This is a genomic window from Streptomyces sp. NBC_00016 (genome assembly GCF_045040885.1).
Taxonomy (GTDB): Bacteria; Actinomycetota; Actinomycetes; order Streptomycetales; family Streptomycetaceae; genus Streptomyces; species Streptomyces coriariae.
The window spans coordinates 9,235,206-9,256,254 of the sequence record NZ_CP108304.1; the positions used below are offsets into that span (position 1 = coordinate 9,235,206).

Consider the following 21,049-nt stretch of genomic DNA (forward strand, 5'->3'; position numbering starts at 1 on the left):
GACAAGAAAGCCCTCACTCGTACCCCTCCTCCCTTCGCTCCGTTTACGCTCGGCGGAAGTCCTACGACTGACCGGGAGTTGAGGACGGCCGTGGTCGAGCGACCCGGTTCCGGCGGCCGCGAGCGGCTGGTCCAGAGGGTGAGGAAAATCATGGACGACAATGGCGCCCCCAACGTTTTTCTGCGCGGCGGGATTCGCACGGCGATCGCCGACGAGGAACGGCTGCGCTTTCTGCCCGATCTCGACGTGGACAAGGTCAAGGTACTGTGCGGCAATCGCTATGAGCACTTCGAGGCCAGTTCCGAGACGACGGTGGTCGACGACCGCGAACTGAGGGTCTTCGTGTGGACATCTTGCACCTACGTGGCGGAGTGACCCGTCGGTGGCGCGTGGGGACCTCGCCCCGGAGGTCATTTCTCCGCCAGGGCCTCGGCCGAAGAGTGCTCAACGGGCCGTTGTCAGTGGTGGATGACAAGCTGCTGGTCATGGACGAGGTTGAGTTCTTGCGGGGCCGGGTCTACGGCGCCGACCACGACGACGCGGGACCCCGACCGGAGCGCGTGTACGGGCAGCTCGTGGGCGGCCCGCTGGACGGGCTGCTCCTGGACGTCACGGACCGGCCCGCCCACGAGCTGCGCGAGGTGGTGCTGATCACCGAGATAGGCCGCTACGGGCCCGGCGGCCGCGCCGTGTACGGACGACGTGCCGGCGACGACCGCCGTTTCGACTGGTTGGGCGACGCGCCGGGCGCCCCCTGAGCCGGCCTCCTGAACCGTCTCCTGGACCGGTCTGTGAACCGGTTCAGGTTCCCGCGCGCTGCTACTTCAGATAGGGCCCGTCGGCGCCGATCTTCCCGGGCCCGTTCAGTACGTACACCCGTAGGTTGCCCTTGCCCGGGGCGGCTACCGACAGGGTGCCGTTCGAGACGCTCCGCACGTCACCCGTGACGGCGTCCGTGTACGTGCCGTTCGGGATGCCGGTGAAGCTCGCCCCGCCGGTGACCGTCACCAGCGCGAAGCTGTCCGTGCCGCCGCTGGTGTAGCGGCGTTTGAAGGCCATCTCGCCGCTGATTCCGTCGGTCGAGTACTGGCCCGTCTGCAGGGCCGGGACCGCCCTGCGGATGTGGTTCAGCCGCTGGAGGTGCTTGACCAGTGGCTGGGCCAGGGTGGTGGCGACCGTGCCGCTCGCACTCGCGACCGTGCCGAAGTCCGAGGCGGTGACGGTACCGGCCAGGTGGTCGCCGAAGTAGGCGCGCCCGGTGGACGCCAGCGGGCAGCTCGGCCCGCAGTCGATCTGCTTGCCCTTCTGGAACTCGATCTCCGAGCCGTAGTACAGCGTCGGGATGCCGCGGAAGGTCCACATGAGCGCCATGTTCTCGGCCCAGGCGTCGGTGCCGCCGCTGTAGCGCGTGCTCGACTTGTTCGGCCCGTAGTCGTGGCTGTCCACGTAGACCACGTTGTAGGTGGCGTCGTTGACGCTGTCGTCGGAGTCCTTGCCGTTGCCGAAGGCGTTCTGCGCGTCGCCGAAGTTCATGTGCATCCGCATGTCGATGATGTTCATGCCGGAGAACTGGCTGCGGTCGGGCGCGTGATAGCTGTTGCCGCTCAGGAAGGCGTTGGCCGACGTCGGCTGGTTCGCGGTGCCGAGATTGTTCTCGTAGGTGAACTGCTCGATGGCCGCCGTCTCGTCGTCCGCGCTGTACTCCTTGCGCTCCTTCCAGGTGAAGAACTGCGCGGAGTGGTTCACGGAGCCGCGGTTCCACTTGTCGTTGACGAAGGCGCCGACCTCACCGAAGACGAAGAAGTTCCTGGCCGCCTCCGTGCCGAACTTCTGGGTGACCCGGTCGTAGATGGCGGGCAGGAAACGACGGTTCCACGTCACGCGCGGGATGTGGACGGCCGTGTCGATCCGGAAGCCGTCGACGCCCATGTCGATGTACTTGTCGTAGGCGCCGATGAGGTAGTTCTGCACGGGCGTCGACTCGGTGTCGAAATCGGCCAGGTCCTCGTGCAGCCAGCAGGACCGGGAGTCCTCGCCCTCCCAGTTGCCGATCCAGCACCGGTGGTAGTAGGCCTTGGGGAACATGCCCGAAGTGGGGCTCGGCCACTGGCAGTTGTAGAGGGTGGAGCCCTCGACGCTCTTGCCTCCGGTGGGCTTGCCCCAGTTGAGACAGGTGTTGCCGGTCGGCTCGGCCGTCGACCACAGGTCACCGTTGTAGTAGGACTTCCCCGACTTGGGTTCGACGGTCAGGCCGTCGTACGCGAAGCCTTCGGCCTTCTCGTCGTAGTACCAGCTCCACTGGGAGTCGCGGACCCCGTACACGGTCGGCGTGAACAGACCCTTGGCACCCCAGCGTGAGCTGTGGTTGTAGACGACGTCCTGGTAGATCTTCATGCCCTTGGCGTGCGCCGCGTTGATCAGGTCCTGGTAGGAGGCGCCGGCGGACTCCAGGCGCGGGTCGACCTTGTAGAAGTCGTAGCCGTGATAGCCGTGGTAGTCGTAGTCCGAGCGGTTGAGCACGACGGGCGTGATCCAGACCGCCGAGAATCCGAGGGCCTTGATGTAGTCGAGCTTCTCGACCAGGCCCTTGAAGTCCCCGCGGAACATGGGGTCGTTGTTCGCCGCGTTTCCGGACTTGACGTGCTGGCTGCCGCCGCGGTCGTTCGCGGTGTCGCCGTCGTGGAAGCGGGCGGTGAGCACGAAGTAGATGGGGTCCTTGCGCGGATCGGTGCCCAGCGGAGTGCCGGCCGCCGGGGAAGGCGCGCGCTCACCGGTCGTCGCGGTAGCCGCGGCGGAGGCGGGCGAGGTGTTGCCGGCCGCGTCGACCGCCTTCACCGTGTACGTGTAGGCGGTCTTCTCCTCGAGCCCGGAGTCGGAGAACACCGTCGAGCCGACATCGGTGACCACCGTCCCCAAGGTGCCTCCGGTGCGCGTGACCTGATACTTCGTCACGCCCTTGTTGTCGGTGGCCGCGTCCCAGCTCACCGCCACCGACGTGTCGGTGGCGCTCGCCGTGACCCCGGCCGGGGCGGTCGGTGGCTCGGTGTCGGGCACCTCGGCCGCGCACGGGTTCGCCGCGCCGGAGGTGACCGTCCGGTCCTTCACGGTCGTGGTGCCGAGCGGGATCGGGTAGTCCGCGCCGTTGTTGTTGTCCCAGACCCCGTTGCCGTTGTTGAACGCGGCCTTGAGCGACGTCGCCGTACCGATGTCCAGGGTCTTCTTCCACCAGCCCGTGCAGGCGGCCTCCATGCCGACGCCGGGGGTCGTCGTCCAGGAACCGCCGGTGGGCGCGTAGTGGATGTTGGCGGTGGTCCATCCGGAGGTGGCGGTCGAGTAGTAGACGGTGGCCTCGTTGCCGCTGCCCGTCTCCGTGCCGGCGCACGGATCGCTGTGCGCGATCACGCCGTCCTTGACGGTCACGGCGCCGGTCCCCAGCGTGTAGTTGCCGCCGCCGTTGTTGTCCCAGGTGCCGCTGCCGTTGTTGAAGGTGGCCTGGAGCCCCGCGGCCGAGCCGAGGTCGACGGTCTGCCTCACCCAGTCGGCGCAGGCGGCCTCCATGAGTACGCCGGGGACCGTGGTCCAGGTGCCGCCGTCGGGGGCGTAGTGCAGATAGGTCGCGGACCAGTTCTTCGTCTTCGTGTAGTAGAAGACGGTCGCCGTGTTGGCGGCGGCGGCGGTTGTCCGCAAGGGGACGGGGTCGGGTTCGGACGGGCCCGCGAGCAGTCCGAACAGCCCGGCCGCCGCCAGGGCGGCGGCGAGCGGACGTGGTGGCCTGCGTCTGCGGGGCGTTGTCGGTGCGCGCCTCATGGCCTCTCCCGGTACGGGCAGCGGATGGAGGGAGTCGCCATGAAAGAGCAACCGGCAACTTCCTGAAAGGACTTGCGCACGGAAGTTACAGGGGCATGCCACCTCCGTAAAGGGATCGCGCGGTGCGCGAGAGGGGGCGGGTCACCTGCGCCGGAGCGAACGGAACAATGGCTTCCATTCCGGGAGGGTGATCAAATGTGCGAATGTCCACAGGATTCACGCCCGCTTCCCGGGTGACGACCGCGACGCCGACGGTCCGCCATGGCTGGCACAAGCTGCTTATCGGCCTTTTTCTGCTGGGGCGGGTCGCGCGTGTCCCGGCCGCCATGGACGCCACGACGGGGGCGACCCCTTCGGGCTGGTGGCACGTGGTGTGGGAGGTGCTCGCCCTGGTGCTAGCCGCCTTCGCGGTGAGTGAGTGGGAGATCCTCCGGGCGGCGGCCTGGCGCATGTCCGTCACGCAGTGGATCTGCATGATCGTGTTCCATGTCGGGCTGCTCGGTTTCCTGACCTCTCAGGTGCTCCAACTGTTCTAGTTCCCGGCCCGCGTGACGGTGGGTCAGTGGCGGTGGGGCCGTTTGTTCGATCGCACGAACATGGCTTCGATGGGTTACTTCTGTCGCCAAGGCTTGATAGGAAACTTTCCTGTCAGTCGCAGTGCAGCCTCACCCCACCCCCCACTCCTCACCTGGAGCCACTGTGGTGCACATATCCCGGCCGGTCGACGGCCCCACCCCCACCTCCCGCCGCCTCTTCCTCGCCCTCACCGGCGCCCTGGCCGCCGCGCCGCTTCTCGACGCCCGCCGGGCGACCGCGGCCACCGCGGCGAAGAGCCTCGACGACCCGGCGAAGAAGGAGATCGCCATGAAGCTGGTGTCGAGCGCGGAGAACTCCTCGCTCGACTGGAAGGCCCAGTACCAGTACATCGAGGACATCGGCGACGGCCGGGGCTACACCGCCGGCATCATCGGGTTCTGCTCCGGAACCCACGACATGCTCGACCTCGTACAGCTCTACAGCGACCGCAAGCCCGGCAACGTCCTCGCCAAGTACCTGCCCGCCCTGCGCGAGGTCGACGGCACCGACTCGCATTCCGGTCTCGACCCGAACTACCCGAAGGACTGGCGCAAGGCAGCCCAGGACACCGCCTTCCAGCAGGCCCAGAACGACGAGCGCGACCGCGTCTACTTCAATCCCGCCGTCCGGCAGGGCAAGACGGACGGCCTGCGGGTCCTCGGCCAGTTCGCCTACTACGACGCCATCGTCATGCACGGTGACGGAACCGACCCCACGAGCTTCCGCAACATCCGCAGGCGGGCGCTGACGAAGGCCAAGCCGCCGGCCCAGGGCGGTGACGAGACGACGTATCTCAACGCCTTCCTCGACGCCCGGGTCTGGGCCATGAAGCAGGAGGAGGCGCACAGCGACACCAGCCGGGTCGACACCGCCCAGCGCGTCTTCCTGCGCAACGGCAACCTCGACCTCGACCCGCCCCTGGACTGGAAGGTCTACGGCGACAGCTACCACATCGGCTGACCGCCTCCGCCTGATCCCGGCTGGAAGCGGCGCGCCAGTCTGCGGCCCCACGCCTGACCCGGTACCTCGACATACCGATAGGTCAGTGCGCACAGCGGCAGCAGCACGGCGAAGAACGCCGCCTCCAGCGCGGGCACGTCCTGCCGCCACCGGCCGACCGTGCCGTCGGTCACCGCCAGCAGCACCGGATGCACCAGGTAGACCGAATAGCTGATCGTTCCCAGCGCGGTCACCGATCGCGGTACCCGAAGACGGCGCGCCGCCAGTCCGGCGCCGAAGGTGAACGCGGCCGCCAGGAACGCCAGGATCCAGCCGCGCCGGGTGAAGTGGGCGCCGTCGCCCTGCCCGTAGGCACTGCCCACGGCGCAGGCGAGCACCACGGCGGCCGTGCCGGCCACGCGCCACCGGCCGGCCCCGCCGTTCTCGGCCCGGTGGACCGCGGTGCCCAGGAACATCACGGCGAGAATCACCAGCCCCTCCCACATCGCGACCGTGCCGTTGAAAGCGACCAGAACGAGCGCTGACACCCCGCCCAGCACGCCTCCGGTCACACGGAGCACGGGTGTCCCGGCGCTCGCACAGCAGATGGCGAGCACCAGGGCGATGGCGGCGAGCACGACCAGCGGGCCGGTCCCGACCGCGCCGGAGAGCGCGGAGACCGGCAGCGCGCCCCCCACTGCCGCGCTCACGGCGGCGAGCGCGGCCAGGGCACAGGCGATCGCCGCCGACCGACGGTGCAGACGGACCGTGAAGAGCGCGACGGCCAGCAGATAGAAGGCCATCTCGTAGGAGAGGGTCCACAGGACCAGAAGGACGCTCGGTGTCCCCAGCAGCTCCTGGAGCAGGGTGACATGGGCGACGGCGACCGTGGTCAGGCTCTGCCGGCCCGGACCGGCGCGCAACTCGGCGACGCCCAGCAGGTCGAGCGCGAGCACCGCGGTGACGGCGGCCGCCCACAGCGGGTACATGCGGAACACCCGTCCGATCCAGAACGACCGGACGCAGCCCCGGCGCTCCAGTGACGCGGGGACGATGTACCCGCTCACCAGGAAGAACAGCAGGACGCCGTACCGCCCGATGTTGAACTGCGGCATCAGCTCCTGCCGGAACTGCGGCAGGAACGCGTACGACGAATGGTCGAAGACCACGGCGAGAGCCGCGACGGCGCGCAACGCGTCGAGCCAGCCCAGTCGCGTCGACGGGAGCGATCGGAGTGACTGTTCGATTACGGAGGGTGACTTCTCCGGGCGTGGAGGAACCAGGGGCGGGGGTTGCATACGTGGACCGGATCCTGTGCGGGTGAGGGGTTCGTCAGGCTGGGGCAGGCGCTAGTCGTCCGGCAGGGCGACCTTCATCGGAACGCAGGGCTCGGCCTGGCTCCTGGTGGAGTACAACTCCACGGCGCGCGGCCGGGACATGCCCTCCATGTTCTCGAAGGTCAGTACGTTGCCCCGGCGCAGGGTCAGGTCCCAACCGGCCTTGATCGGGATGACGGGGACACGGTTGCCGTGTCTGTCGACGGCCCGGACCGGGAGCGGGGTGAACTCGCTGCGCTCGCAGACATAGCCCGGGGCCAGCACGTCGATGGTCACCTCGATGCCCCACGCGCTCACCCTCGTCGCGAGTTCGCGCTGGGCCGCGACGTCGATCGACTGGTCCTTCACGGTGAGTGTGACGGTGCCGTCTCCGTGGCGCTCCACCGCGTACGCCGTCGAGTAGGGCGACGATCCGGGCACCACCGCCGCACCGAACCAGGCCACCGCGCAGGCCGCCGCGACGACGGCGATCCGGGGCGGGGTGAACAGCCGGCGCACGGACGCCCTCGCCCCGCCGCCACCGGGTTCGGCCGTGGTCGGCCCGGCTCGGTGGGTTCCTGCCTCGCGCAGCTCGATCTCCCTCTTGAGCTCGTCCAGGAGCCGGTCCTCGAACGTCCGCCTCGTGCTCATGCTTCCCCCCTCGCGATGTACAGCAGCGGTACGTCCGGCGTCGTGGCCTCCGCGGAACTCGTGCGGGTGGCCGGGGGCGTCGTCTCCGCGCCCTGGGCCTCCGCCTCCCGCCGCAGTGCCTTGCGGGCGCGGTGCAGTCGTACGCGGGCCGTGACCTGGCGTATCCCCAGTGCGGCCGCCGCCTCCGTGACCGTGAGCTGGTCCACCGCGATCAACTCCATGACGGCCCGCTCGCCCTCGGGAAGCCTCGCCAGCGCGGCCAGGGCGCGCCGGCCGGGGCTCTCCGCGTCGAGTCTGTCCTCGATGCGGACGATGTCGTCGGCCTCCAGCAGCCGCCGCCCGGAGAAGCGCAGGTCGCGTTCCGTCTCCCGGGCGACCCGGCGCCGCTCCGACGACACCACGTTGCGGGCGATGCCGAACAGCCAGGCCGTCTCGCTGCCGAGGTCCGGCCGGTAGGAGTGCGCCGAACGCAGGACGGCGAGGAAGATCTCGGCCGTCAGGTCGGCCGCGGTGTGCGGGTCGTCGACGCGCCGGGCCACGAACCGCATCACCGGGTCCAGGTGGCGGCGGTAGAACTCCTCGAAGAGCCGAGGGTCACGTACCGCCGCGGCGGGCCCGCCCGGTAACCGTTCCGCGTCGTCCACAGGCGTCTCCTCCTCGGGTCCTTCAAAGGCGCTACACCCGTTCTTGGAACGAGGTGCGAAAAGCGTTACAGAAAGAACCCGGGCCCGGCCGGAGACACAGGGCCCGAGCGAAAGCGTGGCACTGTTGCGCACACAACCGATCACTCGGTACATGACAGAAGCGATCCATGCGACACCTGCCGGGCGCGGCACGCGCCAGAAAGGGAGTTCTCGGACGTGTTGGCCCTGTTGGGACTGGCGGCTCTGTTCGCGAGCCCGCTCTGGTGCATCGCCGTAGTCGTCAAGCTCGTCTCCGTCGCGCTGCCGGGACGGCGGCCGGACCGGGCCGTGCACCTGTTGCGCTGGTCGGCCGGGATGGCGGTCGCGGCGGCCGTCGGCTGCTACCTGCTCGCGAGCGGAGCGGTGGCGTTCGCCGAGCACGAGTCCCGGTCCGGCGCCGACTCGTCCCCCGCGCCCGCCTGCCGGGGGGAGGAGGTCCCGCGGGAGACCCGCCTGCACCTGGTGACCCACCGGGCCTCCTATTTCCCGCCCGGCTTCGACTGCGTACTCGACGACGGGAACACCTACGAGAGCAGCGGCGTCTACGAGACGCTGAACACGTGCGTCGTCGTCTTCGCGGTCGGCGCCGGTGTCCTCGCGGCGTCGGCCGGGTTCGTTGCGGCCCGCCGGGACCGGGCGCGGGCCGCGCCGGGCGCGGACGGTGACCCCGGCACGCCTCCGGGTGACACCTCGGACGACGAGCGGCACGATGACCGAGTGAGTGGTGCGGCTGGTGCGTAGGGGGTGGGTTCGCGGGTAGTCGCGCCGATATGAACGGGGTAGTGAAGGCGGTCCGGATGGAACCTGTCCCGCCCGACCAGGGTTCTTCCGCCCCCGGCGGGAACCCTGCCGAGACGACGGTGGCGCTGGACGGCAAGGACGGTTGTATCGCCCGGGCGCGCCGCCTCACGGGCGACTTCCTGCGTCGCGTGCAGAGCCGGGACGGTCTCGCCGTGTCGGACCGGGCCGTGGACCTGTCCGAGCTCGTGGTGAGCGAGCTGGTCACGAACGCGCTCAGATACGCGCCCGGTCCGGTCCTGCTCCAGCTGCGCATCGCCGGGGCCGCGGTGGAGATCGTCGTGTGGGACAGCGATCCGGCGCTGCCGGTGCCCCAGGCGCCTGATCCGACGCGGGTGGGCCAGCACGGCCTGGAGATCGTGCGGGCGGTGGTGGAGAACTTCGTCGTCGCGCAGGAGCCGGTCGGCAAGCGGATCGTCGCCCGCCTGGGTCTGTCGGACTGACGCGGGCCGAGGCCGTCCGACGCAGGCCGACTCGGTCGACTCCGGCGGACGGCCGTGTGCCTGTGCCTGCGCCCGGCCCGTATCCGTGACCCGGCGACGACCGGTACGTCGCGACCGGGCGTACCGGCCGCCGCCGAGTGACTCGTGTCAGGGGCGGAGAATGTCAGGGCTGGAGAGGAAGGGTGGCGCAGTTGGACGTGACCGGCCTGGCGTTGAGCCGGTCGGTCAGCCAGGAGATCGCGTCGCCCTGGTCGACGAGCAACGGTGTGAAGTGGTTGATCAGGGACCGGCCGAGACCGGGCAGGATCACGGGCTTGTAGGTGACGTCGGCGCCCTTGGCGCACCATGCGACGGCGAGGGCGCGCGCCTGTGCGTGCGGTACCAGGTCGTCGGCGGTGCCGGTCGCCACCCGGACCGGAGACGCCGGCTCGAGGGTGCCGATGCGCTGGTCGGCCAGGAACGCCTTGAGGGCCGGCTCGGCCTGGACGATGTCGCTGAGTGAGCGCCCGTCCGTGGTCCAGTGGGTGCTGCTGGCCGAGTTGTAGGAGAGGAGCGCGTCGCCCACGCACATCGTCGACAGGTCCTTGAGCGCGGCGCGGCCGGCCGCGTTCAGGTGCGCTTCGGCGATCGGTACGAGAGCCGGATCGGACTCCAGGAAGCCGTTCACCGACCAGCCCAGCGCGCCGGCCAGGTCGCTGCCGTCGATGGCCTTGGTGACGGCGACCAGGTCGGCGGGCGGAGCCCCGGTGTAGGTCCCGGCGAGGGTGACGTCGGGGGCGTAGGAGGGCTGGAGTTCGGCGGCGGCGGCCGTGGCCCCGCCGCCCTGGCTGTAACCGAACAGCGCCACCCGGGAGCCGGACGTCAGTGACGTGGCGTCGAGGGAACGGACGGCGCGGACGGCGTCCAGAACGGCGTGGGCCTCGTCGACCCGGTTGACGTAGGTGTGCAGCCGGTCGGTCGCGCCCAGCCCGGTGTAGTCCGTGACCACGACGGCGATGCCCCGGGCGAGCAGACGGTAGATCGCCAGGTCCTCGTAACCGACCGACAGCGTCTGGCCGTTGACGACGAGCGGGTGTTCGAGGCCGAGGGAGGCGGCGCACTGGTCGCCCTGGCCCATCGTGCCGGGTGCCACGACGACCAGGGGCCGTGGTCCGGTGCCCGTCCAGCGGGCCGTCGGTTCGATGTAGGCGCCGGTGACGGCCATGGGGCGGCCGGCCGAGTCCGTGGACTTGTACATCAGGCGGGTCGCCGTGCCGGGCAGTGGTCCGTCGATGCCCGGCAGGCTCAACGCCAGCGGGAGCGGTTCGGAGCGGATCAGAGTGCCGTCGGCGGACGGAAGGGCGGCGGGCGGGTTGTAGAACGTGGGGATGGTGACGCCGCGCGAGACCACGGCGTCCGACTGCGTGGCCGCGTCGGCGGGTACGGCGGTGACGCCCAGGCAGGCAGCGGCGGTGACGGCTGCGGCCAGCAGGCGGGTGGGGGCGGGCATGGCGGACCTCCGGTGAGGGGGAGGCCGAGCCTTCGTCTGCGGCTCGGGTGGCGGACGGCCCGGTGGGGTGCGGACCGTGACGACCGAGCGGCACGGGGCTCCGGTCGTCCACCATTGCCCCGTACCGCTCTTAGACGAACTGTCAGGACCGTAGCGAGAGCGGGGTTACCTCGGGTAGCGGTCGGTAGGTTACGTTTCAGTAATATGACTGCCGAGTAGCAAGTTCGAAGCCGTCCTCCCGCCGATCACTCGCATCACAACGAGCGCCCAAAAGCGGCCCCTTGGCGGCAATCTCTGACAAAACAAGACCGCGAGGTCGCCTGTCGCTAGCGTCCCGAGCCATGAACACCGACCGCACGCGCGGCGCGCAGCTCGGCGACCACGCCTCCCGTGACGACGCCTTCGTGCCACCCCAGCCCGGCACCCACCACTCCTCGACGCAGACGGCGACCGCGAGCGGCAGCGCCAGGATCACGCAGAAGAACACCCAGATGAAGTTCTCGATCCCGGTGATCGGGCCCCTGCTGAGCATGGCGTACGCCCATCCGCTGATCGCCGGGCTCACCGCCCTGGCGGTCGTCGGGGGAGGAGGCGCCGCGGTCACGGCAGCCCTGCCCGACGCGACGTCCTCGCCCTCGACCGCGCTGGTGCGCGGCTTCGTCATGGAGCAGTCGGACGGTCAGAAAGCCCCCACGGGTTACGACTTCACGTCCACACCGCCCGTGGTCGCCGACGCCGGCACGGACGCCTTCTACGTCCAGGGCGGCTTTCTGATGTCCACCAACGGCAGGCTGGCCTCGTGGGGTTCGTCCGGGGTGCCCACGGCGGAGGGCTGCCGCAAGGCCGTCACCGACGAACCGGTACGCAAGACGTCCGTCTACATCGGATACGCGGTGTGCTATCTCGACCGCAACGGCGATCCCGGCTATCTCACCTTCACCGCCTCCGACGCCAAGTCCATCACCGTCGACACCGCTCACCTGGGCTGATCCCACCGCTGCCAACGGGCCGGTGACGCCGGTGTGGTTGACTACGCTCGTGCTGCACGAGTCGGTCTTCCGCACCACGGACCTGCCGGTGGGCGACCGGTTCGAGGCGTGGGCGGAGCGCATGGGCCGGACCCACGCGCCCATGCGGCTCAGCAGCGATCGCCACGCGGACTACCGCGGCTCCCAACGCGTGATCGCGCTGGGCGACGTCGTCGTGTGGCCGGCCACCTTCGACCAACTGGTCTTCCGCCGTACGCCGAAACTCATCCGCGAGTCCGACCCCGAGACGTACCACCTGTCCCTCCTGCTGAAGGGCGAGGGGGCGGCCGACTGGGGCAGACAGCAGGCGGCCTACCGGATGAACGACTTCCACATCAACTCCTCCTCGCGGTCGTGGGAGGTGCTCACCGGCTCCGAGCCCGTCACCGTCCTCGGCGTCGAGGTCCCGCGTGCTCTGGTGGCCGTGCCGGGGCACCGGGCGGACCAGGTGCTGGGGAGCCTCCTGTCGGGCCGCGAGGGGATCGGCGCGCTGCTCTCGCAGTTCCTCCGTCAACTGGTCGCGGACACCTCCTCGTACCAGCCCTCGGACGCACCACGGCTGGGCACGGTCATCGCCGACCTGGTCACGGCCCTCTTCGCGCACACCGTGGACGCCGACCTCCGGCTCCCGCCGGAGACCCGTGACCGCACCCTCGTCCTGCACGCCAAGACGTTCATCCACCGGCACCTGGACGACCCGGACCTGACCCCCGCCGGGATCGCCGCCGCACACCACGTCTCCCGCAGCTATCTGTACCGCGTCTTCCAGGCCGAAGGCCTCACCGTGGCCTCCTACATCCGCGACCAGCGGCTGGAGCACGCCCGCCGCGACCTCGCCGACCCCCGGCTGCGCGCCCTGCCCATCCGCGCCGTCGCCGCCCGCTGGGGCTATCCCCGGGCCGCCGAGTTCACGCGGGCCTTCCGCACCGCCTACGGGCTCCCGCCCAGCGAACTGCGCGAACAGGCGCTGACCGAGGCGTAGGACGGTCTGCTTCCGGGTTCCTCTCGGCTGCCTCGGCTGCCCCTCGGCTTCCCCCGGCACCACCGGTGGACGCTCCGCCAAGCAGATGTGGACCGTCCGCCAACGACATACCACCCGCCCCTCCCGCATCCTGGTGATCACCGCGGCGCACCGCCGCGACAACGGGGGCCGTGCCAGGACGACGGGGGAGTCCTGGCACGGCACGGCCCCGCCCGCCCGCGCGCACCGCTCACGGACGGCCCGCGGATGGGTCACGGATGATCGAGTGGTGACGGTCCGGCCACGGGCGTACCGTCTAACGGTGGACCCGACAGCGGACGCCTCCGTCTACTGACCTCTCCCCAGGGCCCGCTCCCGAGCGGGCGACACGTCATGAGCAGCCTCCCGCAGCCGACCTCAGCACCCCGGACCACCGCCCGACAGGGTGGCGGGGGCAACTCGATGGCGCTGCTGGTGATCGCCTCGTGTCAGCTGATGGTGGTTCTGGACATCACCATCGTGAACATCGCGCTGCCGGACATCCAGCGCTCCCTGGACTTCTCCACCACCAGCCTGGCCTGGGTGGTCAACGCCTACACCCTCACCTTCGGCGGCCTGCTGCTGCTCGGCGGCCGGGTCGGCGACATCCTCGGCAGACGGCGGGTGTTCATCTTCGGAGTGCTGCTCTTCGTCCTCGCCTCCCTGCTCGGCGGACTCGCCCAGAACGAGGCCCAACTCCTCGCCGCGCGCGCCCTTCAGGGCGTCGGCGGCGCCATCGCGTCCCCGACCGCCCTGTCCCTGGTCAGCACGACCTTCCAGGAAGGACCCGAGCGCAACCGGGCGTTCGGGGTCTTCGCCGCGGTCTCGGCGGGCGGCGGTGCGATCGGCCTGCTCGCGGGCGGGATCCTCGTGGAGTGGCTGAACTGGCGGTGGGTGCTGTTCGTCAACGTTCCCATCGGACTGCTCATCGCCCTCGCCACGCCCCGCTTCATCAAGGAATCCGAGCGCCACCCCGGCCACTTCGACATCGCCGGCGCGCTGACCTCCACCGTGGGCATGGTGTTGCTGGTCTACGGGTTCATCAGAGCCGCGCAGGAAGGGTGGCGGGACACGCTCACGATCGCCTCGTTCGTCGCGGCCGTCGTCGTCCTCGCGGTGTTCATCCTGGTCGAGCGGCGCTCCCGGCAGCCGATCACGCCGCTGCACATGTTCGCCGACCGCAACAGAGCGGGCACCTACGGCATCATGCTGTGCCTCGCCGCCGCGATCTTCGGCATGTTCTTCTTCCTCACGCTCTTCGTGCAGAACGTGCTCGACTTCAGCCCGCTCGCGGCCGGGTTCGCCTTCCTGCCGGTCAGCGCGGTCATCGCGGTCGGCGCCGGCCTCGCCTCGCGGTTCCTGCCCACGTACGGCCCCAAGCCGTTCATGGTGGTAGGCGCGATCCTCGCGGCCGGAGGCCTGTCCTGGCTGACCCTGACCGACGTCCACTCCACGTACGCGGGCAGCGTCCTCGGCCCGATGCTCGTCTTCAGCCTGGGCATGGGCATGGAGTTCGTCTCGCTCACGCTGATGGCGCTCTCGAACGTGTCCCCACTGGAGACCGGCGCGGCCTCCGGGCTCCTCAACGCCACCCAGCAGGTGGGCGGTTCGCTCGGCCTGTCCATCCTGGTCACGATGTACGGCACCGCGAGCCGCAACGAGGCGGAGAATCAGATCCCCGACTTCCTGGCCCAGGCGACCCCGGCCGAACGCCTGAACTTCCGGCGCACCGGTCAACTCCCCGCCCCCTGGTCCGACGAGGTCCTCACGGCCGGCGTCTCGGCCGCCTTCGTCATGGCGGCGATCTTCACGGTCCTCGCCGCTCTGATCGCGATCATCGTGATTCAGGTCCGCCCCTCGGACCTGGAACGCCTCAAGGGCGGCACGTTTCCGGGCGGCGGTTGAGACGCGACTCACCGTCAGGCACGGTGAGGGTGACCGCCGTGGTTCGAGGGGGCCGCCTGCCGGTCAGGGTCCGCACATGGGGCATCGAGACGTGGGAATTCTGCATCCGCTCGACCTGGCGCGACAGATGCTGCCGGACACCCCGCCGGCCGGTACGGAACACCTGGCCACAGCCGGGCCGCGGGCATGGCGCCGGGAGCCGGAGAGGCGCGAGATCGCGCAGGCCTGCCGGGGAGCGGGCGTACCGTCCGTCTTCGCCGAGGCCGCCGCGGAGACGTTCGCCCGGTGGGAAGCGCACCAGGACGACGCGGCCGTGACGGGTGAGCGGTTGATCGCCGATCTCGTTCAGGGGACTTCGCCGTCCATGTCGCGCGACCGGACGGGTTTGCCGTTGCGGTGAGCGGCAACGCGATGTCCATGAGTGAACCGAACAGGAAGACGAGTGAACAGTCCGCAGCCGAGCGGGTGACCGCGTCCAAGGCCCGGCGCACGGCGGACAAGGCGACCGCTCCGGCGGCCCGGGCCGCGAAGAGCGCCGCGACGAAGACGGACGACGCCGCGTCGGCCACCAGGTCCGGAGTCCAGCGCTCGGCCGAGGCGACGACCGGTGCCGTGCAGAGCGCGGCGCACAGTGCCTCACGCGGGGTCGAGGCGGGCCGTCAGGCGATCGTCGCGACGTCGGGGCAGGTCGCCGCGACCGCCAAGACGGCCTGGACGGTCATCGCGCACCGGAAGCTGATCGCCGCCGGTGTCGGCGCGGGCCTTTCCGCGCTGACGGCGGCCTCGTACGCCGTGGGCCGTCGCTCCGGCCGTCACCCGCAAGGCCCTCTCACCCGGCTCACCGGCGGTCGGATCTGACCCTTTGAGGTCGCGGTCAGGAGATCGGCCCCCGGCGGGTTCCCGCCGGGGGCCGGGTCGTGCCCGGCCCGATCGCGCACAGGTCGTCAGATCCGCAGCCGGGGGGCAGCTCAGCGGTGGGCGTTGCCTTCCAGGCACTCCGGCGAGACCTTCGATGTGAAGCGTGCCACTGTCCAAGCGCTTCGGGTGGGGCATAGGCGATCATTCCAGGTATGGACGCTCGTTTCCTCGGCATCGCTGATCTGGTCGAAGCTCCGTCCGTGGCGGTCGTGGTCGACGTCATGCGTGCTTACACCGTGGCTGCCTGGGCCTTTGCCCAGGGGGCGGAAAAGATCGTTCTTGCCGAGTCGCTGGACGAGGCCCTGGCGCTCAAGGCTCGCCACCCGGATTGGGTGGCACTCAAGGACGGTCCGCCCGCGCCCGGGTTCGACGCCGTCAACTCCCCGGGCCTGCTGCGGTCGGTCGACCTCGGCGGACGGACCGTTGTGCAGAAGACCACGGCAGGGACGGTCGGCGCCCTGGCGGTCAAGGAGGCGTCGCTGGTGCTGTGCGCCGGCTTCGTGGTGGCGGAGGCGACGGCTCAGCTCTTGCGGACGCGCGGGAGTGACCGTGTCACGTTCGTGGTCACCGGCGAAGACGGGCAGGCCGAGGAAGATCTGGCGTGTGCTCAGTACATCGCTCGCAGGGTCGACGAGGCCGGGACCGACGCCGCTGAGTTCCTGCGCCGCGCTGCCGAGTCGCGCGCCGCCGCCGAACTGGCCGAGGGGGTGCGTCAAGGAGTCCATCCCGACGACGTCGCGCTCTGTCTGGAGCTCGACCGGTTCCCCTTCGCCATGGTGGCGACCTTGGAAGGCGCACTGATGGTCCTGCGTCCAGTGAGTCCCCGAAACGACTCGGGCGGCACCGGGAGTTGATCGAGCGGTCCCCCGCCGCGTGGTGATCGGTCAGGGACGGGGGCAGCCGCCGTACGACGTCATCGGCTTGCCGTTCGCGTCGTCGAGGCAGCCGCCGACGTACGAGCCGCCGCCGACAACATTGGCGGGAAGGTTGGCGGGCACCGAAGTCACCGTGTTGCAGTGCGTGCTGCTGCTCCTGGGGCCGAGCGGCGCTCCGTTCCGGCGGACCCGATCCCAGTCGAGCGTGACCGTACCCGCGCTGAACAGTTCGCGCGGTTCACCGGAGCCCGGGCCCTGCGGATCGCCCGTCCTGCCCCGGTAGTAGTCGACGACCTTGGTGCGGATGCCGCACGCGACCGCGCCGCGGTCGTCACCGTCTCGGTCCCGCGACGGCGTAGGCCGCGGTGCCGGCGACCGCGAGGACCAGGGCCGTCCAGGTGCCCTCTGCCGTGCCGGGCGGCAGCAGCATCCAACCCACCACCCGCATCGGCGCACTCGTCGGGGGCGGGGCGAGGAACGAGAACGAGAGCCAGGCGAACGGCAGCGTCCAGGCGTACCGGCCGCCCGCGAGCGCCGCGCCCAGGGCGACCAGTCCCATCAGGCCCGCGCTGTCCCGGACGACGAACGCGGTGGTGGCCAGGTTCTCGCCCATCGACTGCACGGTCAGCAGCAGCGTGCCGACCACCACCCCGCAGAGCAGCACGTGTGCCGCTCTGCGGGGCACCCAGCGGATCGCGGCCGTGCGGTCCAGCGCGAGGTCCTGCCCGCCGAGCCCGATCGAGGCTGCCATCGCCCCCGTGGCGAGGACGAGCACCGGCAGCCGCGGATCACCGGGCCCCCCGCTGCCGTCCCGGGCGAGTGGCCACACCACCACCGCGCTGATCAGCACCGCGGCGAGCGACGCCGGTACCTGGCGCGAGCGCGCGTACAGGGACAGCCATCTCACCGGGACGCACCACCGCTCAGCGCGTCGAACGCGTCGCCCTCGCAGGAGAACGCGGCCGTGCGCATCGCGTCGATCCGTGAGAGCTGTTCGGCCCGCGGCAGCGCCTCGAGTTCCTTCCACACCGGGCGGGTCTCGGCGTCGACCTCGCGGCGCAGCCCCGCCGACAAGGTGCCGGGAAGCGGCCGGAGTTCCCCGAGGACCCAGCCCACCGCGACGGTCTGCGCGAATTCGTCGTTCCCGAAGCTGCTCCAGCCGACGGGGGAGCACCCCGGCACCATGCCCTTGGCGATCAGGGCCCGGGTCAGCTCCTCGCCCTTCGCGGCGGCGATGATGTCGTCGTCGAAGTCGAAGAGCACGGTCGTGCGGGACCACTGCGGCGTGGAGCCTTCCGGCAGCACGGTGGCGTTCTCCCGGACCGTGACCGGCGCCTGGCCGCCCAGGGCGGCACGCAGCCGGCGCAGCGCCTCCTTCCCCGGGCCCGCGAGGCCGGCGAGTCGCCCCTGCTGTGTCTTCGTCACGCACACCGGGCCGTCGCACACCAGCTCCGCGGCGGCCTCGTCGACGACGTAGATCCGGTGCGGGTCGGCGGGCAGGACGAGCAGGGCGAGCGCCGCGCCCGCCAGGACGGGTGTCAGGGCGATCAGCCGGGCACGCGGGGTCGCGGCGACCAGCAGCGCGAAACCGGTCGCGGCCATGGCGAGCAGCCAGATCGTCTGCCCGACGTGCACGGAGGCGGAGAGTGTGAGGAGTGCGTTGCGCGCCTCCTGCACCGCCGGTGACAGCAGGGAGATCCGGTTCGGCTCCGTGCTCGGGACCCCCGTCGCGGTGGTCGTCTCCGTCCGCCCCAACGACATCTGCATGAGTGCCGTGAACACGAAGGCGCCCATGGCCAGCGCGGGCGGCGTGAGCACGGACGGCAGGGCCCGCCCGGCCCCCATGCCCAGCACGGCCCCCGCGACGAGAGAGAGTGCCCCCACCAGCGAGATCGGCAGCCACCCGAGGTGCGTGTACTGCGTGTTGGCGACCACCTGGACCGCGCCCACGAGGACGAGGAGCGCAAAGGCCGTGGTCAGCGTGACCGCCGTCGGGCCCGCCAGCGCGGTCGCGCGGTGCCGGGCGGGCCGCGGCGTGCTCGTCAGCAGCTCGGACATCTTCGAGCGGTGGTCGCGCAGGCCCTGCAGCGCCCCGAGCCCCACGGTGAGCGGCCACAGGTAGAACAGCAGGCCGCGGGTCCACAGAGCCATGGACGTCCACTGGGCCGTCCACGCCGTGGTCCCCGTCCACCACGATCCGGGAATCAGGTACAGGAACGCCAGCGCCGGCAGCAGGACCACGGCACCGGCCCACGGGGCGACGGAGCGCCTCAGCTCGATACGCAGAACGCGGACGTTCACCAAGTGCCCCTTCCCTGCTCGGGCTTGAGCAGCAGCGCCGAGTAGCCGCGCTCCAGTGGACTGTCACCCACGTGCTCGGGGCCGCCCACCGAGGCCAACTCGTCCGGAGGGCCCTGGAAGACCAGCCGGCCCTCGGCGAACACCACCACACCGGTGCAGGCGGCGGCGACGTCCTCCACCAGATGGGTCGAGACGACCACACAGGTGTCCGTGCCCAACTCCTGCAGCAGTTCACGGAAGCGCAGCCGCTGCGCCGGGTCCAGGCCCACCGTCGGCTCGTCCAGCAGCAGGATCGTCGGGTCGTTGACGATCGCCTGGGCGATGCCGACCCTGCGCACCATGCCGCCCGACAGGGTCTTCATTTTCTCGTCGGCACGGTCGGCCAGACCCACCCGCTCCACGGCGCGCTGCACGGCGGCCGGGATGTCCGCCTTGGGCACCTCCTTCAACCAGGCCATGTACTCGACGAACTCACGCACCGTGAAGCGCTTGTAGTAGCCGAACTCCTGCGGCAGGTAACCGATCCGGCGGCGCAGCGCACGGTGCTCGCCCATGCCGGCCGCGGACTCGCCGAGCATCTCCAGGGTGCCCTCGGTGGGGCGCAGTACGGTGGCCAGCGTCCGGATGAGGGTGGTCTTGCCTGCCCCGTTGGGGCCGAGAAGGCCGTGTACGCCGGTGCCCAATGACAGGTCGAGGCCGTTGACGGCCATCCGTTTCCTGCCGACCCTGACCTTCAGCCCGGTCGCCCGGATCTCCCAGGCGTAGGCCGTCGGTGCGAGGTCGGCCGCACTCACCGCGGACGTCATGTGGTGTTCCTTCCGGATCGTCATCGATGGGCTCCCAGCACGGAGTACGCGCCTCTGCGGGCGATCACGACACCGATGCCGAGTGCGAGGATCAGCCCCCACGCGGGCAGACCGCCCGTCTGCAGGGCGAAGCTCGTACGGCTGGTGGCCAGGGTCGGCGCCACGACCACGGCGGCCCACACGGCAGCCAGCACGACGGCGGCGCGGGTCACCCCGACGACACCGCCGAGCGCCAGCGTCGCCGTAGTGAAGGCCAGACAGGGCAGCAGCCACTGAGCCACCATCACCCCCGTCATCCAGCCGCCCACCGACAGCGCGGGCACGACCACGGCGAGCACGGACGCGGTGCGTCGCAGCACCAGATAGAGCCCGGCCCTGGGCACCGAGGCCGTCAGTTCGTACGCCGGATCCAGGCCGCGCGACCAGGACGCCGCGACGCCGAGCACGGGCAGAACCGGCGCGAGCAGGAGCACCAGCGACACCTCGCCGTAGCCGGTGTCGGCCAGGTCGAGCAGCAGGGCCAGCAGCGTCACGCCCACGACCATGGCCAGCCACGGCACCATCGTCGGCGTCATCCATCGCGACAGCGGCGCCGACCGGCGCCGGCCGCGCGGCATCGTGGCGGTGACCGCCAACCGGGGTTCGAGGCCGGACCATACCCTGTCTACCAGCGCCGCCACGGCGGGCACCTCGGCCTCGACGGTGGCGGACAGCCGGTCACGGCACCCCCGGCACGTCTCCAGATGGGCCTCCACCGCCCACACCTCGTCGGCGGTGAGGTCCGCGCCGCCGCGCGCGTAACCGTCGATGATCCGCTCCGACGCGTGTTCCCTGCTCATGCCAGTGCCCTCCGCATCGCGATCCGGGCCCGGCGGGCACGGGTCTTGACCGTTCCCTCGGGCAATCCGAGCAGGACCGCGGTCTCCCGGACGGACAGTCCGTCGAGCACCATCGCCTGCAGTACCTGTCTCAACTCCGGCGCGAGGCACCGCAGCGCGTCCCCGACATCGCCGCCGACGGTCGCCGCCAGGGCTTCCTCCTCGGCGGCGGGCGCCGCGTCGAGCACGGCGGCGGCGGGCGGCGGTTCCGCGTGGTGAGCCCTGCGCCGGAACGCGTCGACGAGACGGCGCGCCGCGATCGTCCACAGCCAACCGGTGGCCGATCCTCCGACCGCGGCCCCGGCGAAGGCGCCCGCCGCGCGCCACACCGCCAGATACGTCTCCTGCATGACCTCCGCGACGATCTGCTCGTCCACACACCGGCGGCGCAGCCGCACCGCCAACCACGGCGACGTACGGCGGTACAGCTCCTCGAACGCGGCACGGTCACCTCTGGCCACCAGCCGGACGAGACGCTCCTCGTCCAGTGCGCGCGGTGCCTTGCTGATTGATCTCACACCGGCTAGACGCCCGCGCCGGACCGCAGGTTTTCCTCCCGACGTGATCCCCGCCACATGCGGAAGACCCGTGGGCTCCACTCCGCTGAAGCTTCGCCCGTCGACGCGGCGGTTGTTG

General features: G+C 70.7%; 22 protein-coding genes. 12 read left to right on the top strand and 10 right to left on the bottom strand.

Annotated features, from left to right (window positions below; all coding sequences use genetic code 11):
- Positions 1–90 precede the first annotated feature (90 nt).
- The gene (locus tag OG933_RS40870) at positions 91–375 is read left to right on the top strand and encodes a DUF5988 family protein (protein ID WP_362526404.1); all 285 of its coding nucleotides are present in this window, start codon (positions 91–93) and stop codon (positions 373–375) included.
- Positions 376–485: 110 nt separating this feature from the next.
- Positions 486–758 carry a hypothetical protein gene (locus OG933_RS40875; protein ID WP_362526407.1) on the top strand — a complete coding sequence of 91 codons (273 nt, stop codon included), beginning with the start codon at positions 486–488 and terminating at the stop codon, positions 756–758.
- A 61-nt stretch (positions 759–819) separates the two neighbouring features.
- On the opposite strand, the gene OG933_RS40880 is transcribed toward OG933_RS40875, so the two are convergent.
- Entirely contained in the window at positions 820–3,807 is a 2,988-nt protein-coding gene (locus OG933_RS40880; RefSeq protein ID WP_405632182.1) for a carbohydrate binding domain-containing protein, read from the bottom strand.
- A gap of 203 nt (positions 3,808–4,010) precedes the next feature.
- On the opposite strand from OG933_RS40880, the gene OG933_RS40885 reads away from it, so the two are divergent.
- Positions 4,011–4,343, top strand: a complete 333-nt coding sequence (locus OG933_RS40885) for a hypothetical protein (RefSeq protein ID WP_405632185.1) — start codon at positions 4,011–4,013, stop codon at positions 4,341–4,343.
- A gap of 163 nt (positions 4,344–4,506) precedes the next feature.
- Positions 4,507–5,343, top strand: a complete 837-nt coding sequence (locus OG933_RS40890; protein WP_405632188.1) for a chitosanase — start codon at positions 4,507–4,509, stop codon at positions 5,341–5,343.
- Here OG933_RS40890 and OG933_RS40895 read toward each other — a convergent pair.
- Genes OG933_RS40895 through OG933_RS40905 form a run of 3 tightly spaced genes read right to left on the bottom strand, consistent with a single transcriptional unit; the run spans position 5,328 to position 7,933 of the window.
- Positions 5,328–6,620 (bottom strand): acyltransferase family protein, encoded by a 1,293-nt coding sequence (locus OG933_RS40895; protein ID WP_405632191.1) that lies wholly within the window; start codon positions 6,618–6,620, stop codon positions 5,328–5,330. The two genes, OG933_RS40890 and OG933_RS40895, sit on opposite strands and share 16 nt — an antisense overlap.
- A gap of 51 nt (positions 6,621–6,671) precedes the next feature.
- Positions 6,672–7,289 carry a hypothetical protein gene (locus OG933_RS40900; protein WP_362526418.1) on the bottom strand — a complete coding sequence of 206 codons (618 nt, stop codon included), beginning with the start codon at positions 7,287–7,289 and terminating at the stop codon, positions 6,672–6,674.
- Entirely contained in the window at positions 7,286–7,933 is a 648-nt protein-coding gene (locus tag OG933_RS40905; protein WP_362526420.1) for a sigma-70 family RNA polymerase sigma factor, read from the bottom strand. Before OG933_RS40905 ends, OG933_RS40900 begins: the two co-directional genes overlap by 4 nt.
- 216 nt (positions 7,934–8,149) lie before the next feature.
- On the opposite strand from OG933_RS40905, the gene OG933_RS40910 reads away from it, so the two are divergent.
- On the top strand, positions 8,150–8,713 hold the full coding sequence (locus OG933_RS40910; RefSeq protein WP_405632193.1) for a hypothetical protein: 564 nt from the start codon (positions 8,150–8,152) through the stop codon (positions 8,711–8,713).
- A gap of 56 nt (positions 8,714–8,769) precedes the next feature.
- Entirely contained in the window at positions 8,770–9,213 is a 444-nt protein-coding gene (locus OG933_RS40915) for an ATP-binding protein (RefSeq protein WP_405632195.1), read from the top strand.
- Between the two features lie 163 nt (positions 9,214–9,376).
- On the opposite strand, the gene OG933_RS40920 is transcribed toward OG933_RS40915, so the two are convergent.
- Positions 9,377–10,702 (bottom strand): alpha/beta fold hydrolase, encoded by a 1,326-nt coding sequence (locus OG933_RS40920; RefSeq protein WP_405632197.1) that lies wholly within the window; start codon positions 10,700–10,702, stop codon positions 9,377–9,379.
- A gap of 341 nt (positions 10,703–11,043) precedes the next feature.
- On the opposite strand from OG933_RS40920, the gene OG933_RS40925 reads away from it, so the two are divergent.
- The 6 genes from OG933_RS40925 (at position 11,044) to OG933_RS40950 (ending at position 16,407) form a co-directional block, all read left to right on the top strand.
- Positions 11,044–11,691, top strand: a complete 648-nt coding sequence (locus tag OG933_RS40925; protein WP_362526431.1) for a hypothetical protein — start codon at positions 11,044–11,046, stop codon at positions 11,689–11,691.
- A 49-nt stretch (positions 11,692–11,740) separates the two neighbouring features.
- The gene (locus OG933_RS40930; RefSeq protein ID WP_405633673.1) at positions 11,741–12,712 is read left to right on the top strand and encodes a helix-turn-helix domain-containing protein; all 972 of its coding nucleotides are present in this window, start codon (positions 11,741–11,743) and stop codon (positions 12,710–12,712) included.
- 372 nt (positions 12,713–13,084) lie between these two features.
- Positions 13,085–14,635: an MFS transporter gene (locus tag OG933_RS40935; protein ID WP_405632200.1), complete on the top strand. Its 1,551-nt coding sequence runs from the start codon at positions 13,085–13,087 to the stop codon at positions 14,633–14,635.
- Between the two features lie 76 nt (positions 14,636–14,711).
- The gene (locus OG933_RS40940; RefSeq protein ID WP_405632203.1) at positions 14,712–15,035 is read left to right on the top strand and encodes a DUF1932 domain-containing protein; all 324 of its coding nucleotides are present in this window, start codon (positions 14,712–14,714) and stop codon (positions 15,033–15,035) included.
- A gap of 11 nt (positions 15,036–15,046) precedes the next feature.
- Positions 15,047–15,493: a hypothetical protein gene (locus OG933_RS40945; protein WP_054245302.1), complete on the top strand. Its 447-nt coding sequence runs from the start codon at positions 15,047–15,049 to the stop codon at positions 15,491–15,493.
- A 212-nt stretch (positions 15,494–15,705) separates the two neighbouring features.
- Positions 15,706–16,407, top strand: coding sequence for a 2-phosphosulfolactate phosphatase (locus tag OG933_RS40950; protein ID WP_405632206.1), 702 nt, complete (start codon positions 15,706–15,708; stop codon positions 16,405–16,407).
- A 352-nt stretch (positions 16,408–16,759) separates the two neighbouring features.
- Here the strand turns inward: OG933_RS40950 and OG933_RS40955 are convergent, their stop codons facing one another.
- The 5 genes from OG933_RS40955 to OG933_RS40975 are packed head-to-tail and all read right to left on the bottom strand — an operon-like array spanning position 16,760 to position 20,931.
- A complete protein-coding gene (locus OG933_RS40955; RefSeq protein WP_405632209.1) occupies positions 16,760–17,335 on the bottom strand; it encodes a hypothetical protein in 576 nt (191 codons plus the stop codon).
- A complete protein-coding gene (locus tag OG933_RS40960) occupies positions 17,332–18,729 on the bottom strand; it encodes a hypothetical protein (RefSeq protein ID WP_405632211.1) in 1,398 nt (465 codons plus the stop codon). The genes OG933_RS40955 and OG933_RS40960 overlap by 4 nt, the downstream gene beginning before the upstream one ends.
- Positions 18,726–19,559 (bottom strand): ABC transporter ATP-binding protein, encoded by an 834-nt coding sequence (locus OG933_RS40965; protein WP_405632213.1) that lies wholly within the window; start codon positions 19,557–19,559, stop codon positions 18,726–18,728. Before OG933_RS40965 ends, OG933_RS40960 begins: the two co-directional genes overlap by 4 nt.
- Positions 19,556–20,374 (bottom strand): zf-HC2 domain-containing protein, encoded by an 819-nt coding sequence (locus OG933_RS40970; protein WP_405632216.1) that lies wholly within the window; start codon positions 20,372–20,374, stop codon positions 19,556–19,558. The genes OG933_RS40965 and OG933_RS40970 overlap by 4 nt, the downstream gene beginning before the upstream one ends.
- A complete protein-coding gene (locus OG933_RS40975; RefSeq protein ID WP_362526454.1) occupies positions 20,371–20,931 on the bottom strand; it encodes an RNA polymerase sigma factor in 561 nt (186 codons plus the stop codon). The genes OG933_RS40970 and OG933_RS40975 overlap by 4 nt, the downstream gene beginning before the upstream one ends.
- Between the last annotated feature and the right edge of the window lie 118 nt (positions 20,932–21,049).

Coding starts and splice junctions, on each gene's coding strand:
- OG933_RS40945 (WP_054245302.1), top strand. CDS start 15,047: ATGTCCATGAGTGAACCGAACAGGAAGACGAGTGAACAGTCCGCAGCC.
- OG933_RS40970 (WP_405632216.1), bottom strand. CDS start 20,374: ATGAGCAGGGAACACGCGTCGGAGCGGATCATCGACGGTTACGCGCGC.
- OG933_RS40895 (WP_405632191.1), bottom strand. CDS start 6,620: ATGCAACCCCCGCCCCTGGTTCCTCCACGCCCGGAGAAGTCACCCTCC.
- OG933_RS40915 (WP_405632195.1), top strand. CDS start 8,770: ATGGAACCTGTCCCGCCCGACCAGGGTTCTTCCGCCCCCGGCGGGAAC.
- OG933_RS40935 (WP_405632200.1), top strand. CDS start 13,085: ATGAGCAGCCTCCCGCAGCCGACCTCAGCACCCCGGACCACCGCCCGA.
- OG933_RS40900 (WP_362526418.1), bottom strand. CDS start 7,289: ATGAGCACGAGGCGGACGTTCGAGGACCGGCTCCTGGACGAGCTCAAG.
- OG933_RS40875 (WP_362526407.1), top strand. CDS start 486: ATGGACGAGGTTGAGTTCTTGCGGGGCCGGGTCTACGGCGCCGACCAC.
- OG933_RS40940 (WP_405632203.1), top strand. CDS start 14,712: ATGGGGCATCGAGACGTGGGAATTCTGCATCCGCTCGACCTGGCGCGA.
- OG933_RS40950 (WP_405632206.1), top strand. CDS start 15,706: ATGGACGCTCGTTTCCTCGGCATCGCTGATCTGGTCGAAGCTCCGTCC.
- OG933_RS40880 (WP_405632182.1), bottom strand. CDS start 3,807: ATGAGGCGCGCACCGACAACGCCCCGCAGACGCAGGCCACCACGTCCG.
- OG933_RS40965 (WP_405632213.1), bottom strand. CDS start 19,559: ATGACGATCCGGAAGGAACACCACATGACGTCCGCGGTGAGTGCGGCC.
- OG933_RS40920 (WP_405632197.1), bottom strand. CDS start 10,702: ATGCCCGCCCCCACCCGCCTGCTGGCCGCAGCCGTCACCGCCGCTGCC.
- OG933_RS40925 (WP_362526431.1), top strand. CDS start 11,044: ATGAACACCGACCGCACGCGCGGCGCGCAGCTCGGCGACCACGCCTCC.
- OG933_RS40885 (WP_405632185.1), top strand. CDS start 4,011: ATGTCCACAGGATTCACGCCCGCTTCCCGGGTGACGACCGCGACGCCG.